Annotated in this window: 8 protein-coding genes and 1 pseudogene; 2 read left to right on the top strand and 7 right to left on the bottom strand. The window is 70.9% G+C overall.

The window, feature by feature from the left end; genetic code table 11:
- Positions 1–689 (bottom strand): annotated as a pseudogene (locus ABD151_RS21045) (hypothetical protein); the annotation flags it as partial.
- 85 nt (positions 690–774) lie between these two features.
- Between ABD151_RS21045 and ABD151_RS21040 the strand changes: the two are divergent.
- Complete coding sequence (locus tag ABD151_RS21040; protein WP_343996826.1) at positions 775–1,272, top strand: GNAT family N-acetyltransferase; 498 nt, start codon at positions 775–777, stop codon at positions 1,270–1,272.
- Between the two features lie 9 nt (positions 1,273–1,281).
- Here ABD151_RS21040 and ABD151_RS21035 read toward each other — a convergent pair whose 3' ends face one another.
- The 4 genes from ABD151_RS21035 to trpS form a co-directional block, all read right to left on the bottom strand.
- Positions 1,282–1,740 (bottom strand): GNAT family N-acetyltransferase, encoded by a 459-nt coding sequence (locus ABD151_RS21035; RefSeq protein WP_343996825.1) that lies wholly within the window; start codon positions 1,738–1,740, stop codon positions 1,282–1,284.
- 89 nt (positions 1,741–1,829) lie between these two features.
- Complete coding sequence (locus tag ABD151_RS21030; RefSeq protein ID WP_343996824.1) at positions 1,830–2,876, bottom strand: YihY/virulence factor BrkB family protein; 1,047 nt, start codon at positions 2,874–2,876, stop codon at positions 1,830–1,832.
- 4 nt (positions 2,877–2,880) lie between these two features.
- The gene (locus tag ABD151_RS21025) at positions 2,881–3,390 is read right to left on the bottom strand and encodes a 2'-5' RNA ligase family protein (RefSeq protein ID WP_343996823.1); all 510 of its coding nucleotides are present in this window, start codon (positions 3,388–3,390) and stop codon (positions 2,881–2,883) included.
- Between the two features lie 9 nt (positions 3,391–3,399).
- Positions 3,400–4,428, bottom strand: a complete 1,029-nt coding sequence (gene trpS / locus ABD151_RS21020; protein WP_343996822.1) for a tryptophan--tRNA ligase — start codon at positions 4,426–4,428, stop codon at positions 3,400–3,402.
- Positions 4,429–4,514: 86 nt separating this feature from the next.
- Here trpS and ABD151_RS21015 point away from each other — a divergent pair, with 86 nt between their 5' ends.
- Positions 4,515–5,246 carry a DUF4328 domain-containing protein gene (locus tag ABD151_RS21015; RefSeq protein WP_343996821.1) on the top strand — a complete coding sequence of 244 codons (732 nt, stop codon included), beginning with the start codon at positions 4,515–4,517 and terminating at the stop codon, positions 5,244–5,246.
- Here ABD151_RS21015 and ABD151_RS21010 read toward each other — a convergent pair.
- Complete coding sequence (locus tag ABD151_RS21010) at positions 5,161–6,447, bottom strand: MFS transporter (protein ID WP_343996820.1); 1,287 nt, start codon at positions 6,445–6,447, stop codon at positions 5,161–5,163. The genes ABD151_RS21015 and ABD151_RS21010 overlap by 86 nt on opposite strands.
- Before the next feature lie 97 nt (positions 6,448–6,544).
- A partial coding sequence (locus ABD151_RS21005) for an ATP-binding cassette domain-containing protein (RefSeq protein ID WP_343996819.1) occupies positions 6,545–7,682 on the bottom strand: 1,138 nt, incomplete at its 5' end.

Raw genomic sequence — 7,682 nt, 5'->3', positions numbered from 1 at the left:
AGGTCGTGGAACCGCGCCAGGTCCAGTGAGTCGCCCACCACGTCCAACGTCGAGGTGCCCGAGGCCGCGCCGTCAGGCCCGTAGCGGTGCTCAAGCCGCACATCCCAGTCCGCCTTGGTGAGCGGGCCGTTCTTGTCGCGGATCAACTCCGGGTGGAACTTCGCCACCGCCATCGCCAGGATGCGTTCGATGGTGGGCCAGCCGTAGCGTTCGCCGTCCGCGAGCGTCTGGTCGAACCAAGAGGCGGCTTCCCGGGAGAGCTTGCGGGTCAGCTCCGCGACCCGCCGTGCCTTCCAGCCGGGCACCTCCAAGACCTCGACCTGCGCCCACAGCAGCGGGAGCCGGTGGTGCAGGTCCAAGGCGTCGGCCAACAGCGAGAGCGCTCCATACCGAGAGATGCCCGAGGCGGCGGCGAACTCCTCGGCCGCGAACGCCGCCACCGCAGGGGTGCCCTCCCCACCGAGGAAGTCGTCCAGATCCAAGGAGGCAATGGCCGCGTCGTCACACCACAAAGCCGACGACCCGCCGTCCACGACCGGGTTGAGCACACACCACTGATGCGCCAACCGCAACTGCTGCCGCCCCAACACCAACGCCGAGTGGCGCCCCTCCGAGATCACCGCAAGCAAGCACCCCGCGTCGAGGTCACTGACCTCATACGGAGTGTGCGTGGCGTCGATCTCGATCATGGAACCAGTCGATCAGAGACCCCCGACAGAACACGGCGTCCCGAATCCGGTTGCGCCGCGCCCACCCAGCAGGCAGTGTCATCGCATGCTGGAACTGCGCGTCGTGGACGCAGCCGATTGGCAGATCTGGCGTGGGCTCCGGCTCGCGGCTCTCGCCGAGGCCCCCGGAGCCTTCGGGGCCACCCTGGCGGAGTGGCAGGGCGTCGGCGACCGCGAGGATCGCTGGCGCGCCCGGCTGTCGATCCCCGGCGGCCGTGATCTCATCGCCCTGCTGGACGGCCAACCCGTCGCGATGGCCAGCGGGGTCCCTGGCGAGGCTGCCGGAACCACCGAGGTGATCTCCATGTGGGTCAGCCCGCTCGCGCGCGGCCGCGGCGTGAGCGGCCGCCTGCTCGACGCCCTCGGCTCCTGGAGCATCGGTGAGGGCGCCCACACCCTCGTGCTCGCAGTGAGGGTCGACAACACCGCGGCGATCAACGCCTACCGGAGCGCAGGGTTCACCGTCGTTCTCGACGCCGACGGCCACCCGATCCCCAACGTGGCCTGCGAGCTGACGATGACCCGGCCGCTGCCATCACCCTGAGCACGCCCGTCAGAGCGTGCGTGCCATGAAGACCGAGTTCGGGTCCAGCCGGTAGTCGGCGAACGGCGGGCACTCGGCGAACCCTGCTGCGGCGTAGAGCGTGCGGGCCGGCAGGAACTCCTGCTGGGTGCCGGTCTCCAGCAACAGCCTCTGCCAGCCCCGGGCACCCGCCTCGGCCAGCAGATGATGCAGCAGCGCACGGCCGACACCGCGGCCCAGGTAGGCATCGGCCACCCGCATGGACTTGATCTCCCCCTCGCCCCCGCCGAGCTCCTTGAGCGCGCCGATGCCCGCAAGAGCGTCGCCGTCCCGGGCCGCGTAGAAGGTGATCGTGTGGTCCCGCAGCCGCTCCAGGTCGAGCGCGTGCACGCTCTCCGGCGGCGAGGTGGCGTGCATGCCGGCCAGGTGGTGGGCGATCAGTGCCTGCGTCTGGCTGCTGCTGAGGTCGTCGACGTCGATCTGGAACACCGTCGCAGCGTGCCACGCCCAGATCACGTGGATGTTTCAAGCCCAGCACACGCCGAACGCGACACCCACGTCCGCGCCGAGCGACGTCGTCAGGAGCGCTTGCGCAGCAGGCGCGCCAACCCGACGCCGACCACCGTGCCCGCACCGAGCACCGCAGACGCCGGCCACCTCTGCTCGGACGCAGGGCCGCGGGCGGCGAGCGCCGGGCCCACGTGCGGGCCCTCGGGCAGCGACTCGTCCGGCTTGGCGGCACGCACCTGCTGGGCGGCCGGCGAGCTCCACGCCCAGGCGGCGGCGTACATGACGACGCGGGAGAAGTAGTTGATCCAGACCAGCAGGATCAGCGCGATCCCGAAGGCCTGGAAGGCGGGCTGCGACTTGGTGGCGGCGATCAGGAAGGTGGAGACCTGCTTGAGCACCTCGAAGCCGATCGCGCCCAGGAACGCACCCGACCACAGCGCCCGGCTCGGCACGTCGGGCCGGGCCAGGAGCTGGAAGAGCGCATAGAAGAGCACCGTCGCCGCGCCGATCCCGACCGCCAGCGAGAGCACCCACAGCAGCGGGCTCAGGCCCTCGGCGAGCCCCAGCTCACGCAGCACCCACCGTGACGAGCGGGTCAACACCGACGAGACGCCGACGCTGAGCACCATCACCACGCCGATCAGCACCAGGGAGGCGAGGTCGCGCAGCTTGCCGACGACGAAGTTCGGCTGCTCCGCGGCGGGCTCCTCGAACATCACCAGCTGTGCCTCGCGCATGCCGGAGAGCCAACCGAGCCCGGCGTAGAGGACACCGACCAGACCGATCAGGCCGACCGCGCCGGCGGCGTCCTGGATCGTGGTCAGCGAGATCTCCCCCTCGCCCTCGCCGACGATCCCCGGCAGCACCTCCTCGATGGCCTTGACCATCGCCGTCTGCACCTGGGGGTAGACCCGCGAGATCCAACCGACCGCGAAGAACGCCAGCGCCAGGATCGGGAAGAACGACAGGAAGCCGAAGTAGGTGACCGCACCGGCCTGGAGGTTGCCCTTGACCGCGCCGTAGTGTTCCTGCGTGCCCAGCGCGTGATCGAGGAGGGGCCTGCGGCGACGAGCATCGGTGAGCTTGGCGCTCAGGCGGTCCTTCAACCCCGGCATCTGATCAGCTTCCTCCCAGCTGGAAGGTGCTGGTCACCTGCCAACCTGTGTCGTCGTCGTGCACATAGAGGTGGAACTCGGTCACCATGAACCTACAGGCGAAGCTGGCGAGCTCGCCGAAGGCCCGGTCCAACACCTCGTCGGTGAGGTGGTGGGCGATCGTCACGTGCGGGTGGTACGGGAAGTCGAGCTCCTGGGCCAGCGGACCGCTGCGGACCAGTGCGGCAAGCCCCTCACAGTCGGCGATCCCCTCGACCACGCCGACGAAGACCACCGGCGAGACCGGCCGGAAGGTGCCGGTGCCCCGCAGGTGGACGGCGAACGGGTGGTAGTCGTTCGCCGCTCGCGTCAGGTGCCGCTCCAACGCGCCCAGATCGTCGTGCTCGGTGGGCGGCACCAACGTGATGTGGGTGGGGATCTGGGTCGCGGTCAGATCGCCGATGGAGGTGCGGTACTCCTGCAATTGCGAAGCCCAAGGCTCCGGAATCGCGATCGAGACACCGATGGTGGGCACGTGGGAACCCTACCGCTGCGGCTGGACGAAGCCGACCCGGTCGTAGACGTCGGCCAGTGTCCGCTCGGCGACAGCGGCCGCTCGCTCCGCTCCTGAGGCCAGCACCTGGTTGAGCGTGGCCTTGTCCTCCAGCAGCTCCAGGGTGCGGTTGCGGAACGGCGTCACGAACTCGACGACGACCTCGGCGAGCTCCTTCTTGAAGTCGCCGTAGCCACGGCCCTCGTACTTCTCCTCCAGCGACGCGATGGAGTCGCCGGTCAGCGCCGAGTAGATGGTCAGCAGGTTCGAGACGCCGGCCTTCTCCTCGGTGTCGAAGCGGACCTCGGCGCCGGAGTCGGTGACCGCGGAGCGGATCTTCTTGGCGCTCACCTTGGGGTCGTCGAGCAGGTTGATGATGCCGTTGGGCGAGGACGCCGACTTCGACATCTTCGCGGTCGGCTCCTGAAGGTCGGTGATCTTCGCCGTGGCCTTGAGGATGTAGGGGTCCGGGAGCCGGAAGGTCTTCTTGTAGCGGTGGTTGAACCGCTGGGCGAGGTCGCGGGTCAGCTCGAGGTGCTGGCGCTGGTCCTCGCCGACCGGCACCACGGCCGGGCGGTAGAGCAGGATGTCTGCGGCCTGCAGGATCGGGTAGGTGAACAGGCCCACCGAGGCGGCGCCCTCACCGCCCTTGGCGGACTTGTCCTTGAACTGGGTCATCCGGCGGGCCTCGCCGAAGCCGGTCAGGCACTGCAGCACCCAGCCGAGCTGGGCGTGCGCGGGCACGTGGCTCTGCATGAAGATCGCGGACTTGTCGGGATCGATGCCCATCGCGATCAGCTGCGCGGCGGAGACCAGGCAGCGCTCGCGGAGCACCTTCGGGTCCTGCTCGACGGTGATCGCGTGCTGGTCGGCGATGAAGAAGAACGGCTCGTACTCGTCCTGGAGGTCCACCCACTGTCGCAGCGCACCGAGGTAGTTGCCGAAGTGGAACGAGTCTGCGGTGGGCTGGATGCCCGAGAGGGCGCGGGGCTTTGCTGCCCCTGCAGTGCTGGTGGACATGGGGCCCATCCTTTCATCCCGCCGACGACGGTCCGAACCGGGAGCATTCGACACACGTTCGGCCCTGCTGGCCCTAGGGTGCGGCCATGAGCGAGTTCGGCCCCTTGGCCCCACCACCTCCTGGCGGCTACCCGCCTCTGCGGCCTCCGCCGCCGGCGCCGAATGGGCTGGCGATCGCTGCGCGGGTCTTCGCGGTGCTGCTCGGCCTGGTCAGCCTCGGCATGTTCTTCGCCGCCTTCCCCGCCCGCCACTCCTACCGGGTGGCCGCCGTCAAGGGTGACGACGTCGCGGATGTGCTGACCGCCTACGAGCTGCTCCCGCTCGTCTGGCTCGTCTTCGCGCTGGTCGCCTACATCCTGACCTGCCTGTGGCTCTTCGAGTGCCGCGCGCGTGTCGAGGCCTTGGCCCCGCAGATCCCGCAGCGACGCAGCAAGATCTGGGTCTGGCTGTGCTGGATCGTGCCGGTCGTGAACCTCTGGTTCCCCTACCAGGTCGTCCGCGACCTCCGGCGCGGCAGCCACCCCGGCCGGAACCCGAGCAACGCGCTCGTCGGATGGTGGCTCGCGGCCTGGATCGGGTTCTGCATCGTCGATCGGTTCGCCTCGATCACCCTCCCTTTCGAAGGGGAGATCGACATCGCCCGGATCAATGCGACGCTCGTCCCCACTCAGGCGATCAGTACCGCACTCTGTCTCTGCGCCCTGGTCTTCTGGCTGCGGATCATCTCCGACATCATGCGTGGTCAGGCTGAGCTGCGGCCGGCTCCGATGCCGCCCCAGCCGCAGTGGCCGGCCCAGCAGCCTGCCCACTGGAGCTAGGGCTGCGCCGCTCCAGGCGCTGCGAGGCCAGCAGGACCAGCGTGCCGGCGGCGGCCAGCCCCATCCCGGCCAGGGCCGGCGAGCGGTAGCCCCAGCCGGCGGCGATCACCAGGCCGCCGAGCCAGGCGCCGAGGGCGTTGGCGACGTTGAGCGCGGCGTGGTTCATCGCCGCGCCGAGGGTCTGGGCGTCACCGGCGACGGTCATCAGCCGCAGCTGCAGGTTGACCACCAGGACCGAGCCGAGCACGGTGATCCCGAAGACGGTGGGCAGCGCCCACCAGCCCGCCGGGGCCAGCAGCGCGAAGGCGCCGAGCACCACGAAGGTGCCGATCGAGCCGAGGAAGAGCGAGCCGAAGACCGACCAGTCGGCGAGCTCGCCGGCCAGCCAGGTGCCGACCGTCATCCCGAGGCCGAAGGCGAAGAGGAACCACGGCACCGCGCCGTCGGAGAGGCCGCCGACCTCGGTCAGGGTGGGCGCGATGTAGGAGTAGACGGCGAACATGCCGCCGAAGCCGATCGCACCGGCCAGCAGGGTGAGCCAGACCTGGGCCCGGCTGAATGCGGCGAGCTCGCGACGTCCGGACTGCTCCGGGTCGCCGGGGGTGCTCGGCACGAACCAGAGCACCAGCGCCACGGTGAGCAGGCCCAGCACGGTCACCAGCCAGTACGCGGCACGCCAGCCGACGCCCTGGCCCAGCCAGGTGGCGACCGGGACCCCGATCACGTTCGCGATGGAGAGGCCGAGCATCACCAGCGCGACCGCTCGGCCGCGCCGCCCGGGCGCGGCGAGGTTGGCGGCCACCAGCGACGCGACGCCGAAGTAGGCGCCGTGCGGGAGTCCGGAGAAGAAGCGGGCCGCGGTCAGCATGCCGTGGCTGGTGGCCAGCGCGCTGAGCGCATTGCCGAGCACGAAGGCACCCATCAGCCCCGTCAGCAGGGCACGGCGCGGGAGCCGGGCACCGAGGAAGGCCAGCACCGGTGCGCCGATCACCACGCCGAGGGCGTAGGCCGAGATCACGTGGCCGGCCTTCGGGATGCTGACGTCCATCCCGTCGGCGATCTCGGGCAGCAGCCCCATCGTCACGAACTCGGTGGTGCCGATCGCGAAGCCACCCATGGAGAGGGCGAACACCGCCCAGCCGAAGTGCGCCGGTGAGGTCTGCGGGTCAGTGCGCCCGGGGCGCGCGGCTGTCGAGGTCATCAAGGCGGGAACCACCCGCCCCGGCCTCGCATTCCCCGAGTGAGCGCGCTCACTCCCTGACGGCACAGTGAGCGCGCTCACTCGGGGAATGCTGGGGTCACCCGGCCAGGTGACCCCAGCGCACGCCGAGCTCACGCCACGGACCGATCGCGGCCACCTCGCCGTCCACCAGGACGACGACGCGGTCGGCCTGGGCCAGGGCGGCCCGCTTGGCGGTGGCACCGATCACCGTGGCGCCCCGCTCGCGCAGGGCTGCCCACAGCTCGTTCTCGGTCGTCGCGTCCAGGGCGCTGGAGACGTCGTCGGCGAGGATCAGCTCGGCGTCGGTGGCCAGCGCACGCGCCAGCGCGAGGCGCTGCACCTGGCCGCCGGAGAGCCGGACGCCGCGGTGCCCGACCAGGGCGTCCTTGCCACCGGCCTCGGCGATGTCCGGACCGAGCCGGGCCGCCGCCACCGGGACGTCGAAGCGGCGCTCGTGCCCGAGCCGGACGTTGTCGGCGAAGCTGCCCGACAGCACCCGCGGCACCTGCGCGACGTGCGCCACCTGACCGGGCCGCAGGAAGACCTGGGCGTCGGCGACCGGCGTCCCGTTCCAGAGCACGTCGCCGGTGTGCTCGATCAGCCCCGCCAGCGCGGCCAGCATGCTCGACTTGCCGGAGCCGACCTGGCCGACCAGCAGCACCAGCTCGCCGCGCTGCACGGTGAGGTCGACGCCCTGGACCCCGATCGTGCCGTCGTCGTGCAGCGCGCTGAAGTTGCGCAGGCTCAACGTCTCCAGCGGGATCCGCTCCACCTGCGGCGGCTCGGGGGCCGCTCCGGAGACCAGGTCCACGCCCGGCGGCAGGTCCATCAGGTCGACGCCACCGGCGAACCGGCTGGTCTCCTTCTGCCAGGCCCGGGTGCCCGGTGCCTCGGTGACGACCATCCCGGCGACCCGACCGAACCAGTCGAACCCGGCCACCGCGTTGGCGACCAGCAGCGTGGTGGCCAAACCCCAGCCGCCGCCGAGGAAGACCGCCCAGGCGGCGACCACGCCACCCTGGACCATCACCATCGGCACGCCGTCCAGGACGGCCTGGACCCGGTGCTCGCGCACCGCGGCGCTGACCCGGCCGGAGTCGACGTGACGCAAGTGCGCGTGCACGGCAGGGGTGGCGGCGGCCAGCTTCACGGTGCGCGCCGACTCCAGCGCGGAGACCAGCGAGCGACCGAAGCGGGCCCGGGCCGCGGAGGCG

This window comes from Nocardioides dubius, from assembly GCF_039528155.1.
GTDB classification, from domain to species: Bacteria; Actinomycetota; Actinomycetes; order Propionibacteriales; family Nocardioidaceae; genus Nocardioides; species Nocardioides dubius.
Note: the sequence above shows the minus strand (reverse complement) of the source record. Positions and strands in the feature narration are given on the sequence as shown.

Bases quoted from the DNA above. Each gene is read 5' to 3' on its own strand.
- ABD151_RS21040 (WP_343996826.1), top strand. From the start codon at position 775: ATGCTGGAACTGCGCGTCGTGGACGCAGCCGATTGGCAGATCTGGCGT.
- ABD151_RS21030 (WP_343996824.1), bottom strand. From the start codon at position 2,876: ATGCCGGGGTTGAAGGACCGCCTGAGCGCCAAGCTCACCGATGCTCGT.
- trpS (WP_343996822.1), bottom strand. From the start codon at position 4,428: ATGTCCACCAGCACTGCAGGGGCAGCAAAGCCCCGCGCCCTCTCGGGC.
- ABD151_RS21015 (WP_343996821.1), top strand. From the start codon at position 4,515: ATGAGCGAGTTCGGCCCCTTGGCCCCACCACCTCCTGGCGGCTACCCG.
- ABD151_RS21010 (WP_343996820.1), bottom strand. From the start codon at position 6,447: ATGACCTCGACAGCCGCGCGCCCCGGGCGCACTGACCCGCAGACCTCA.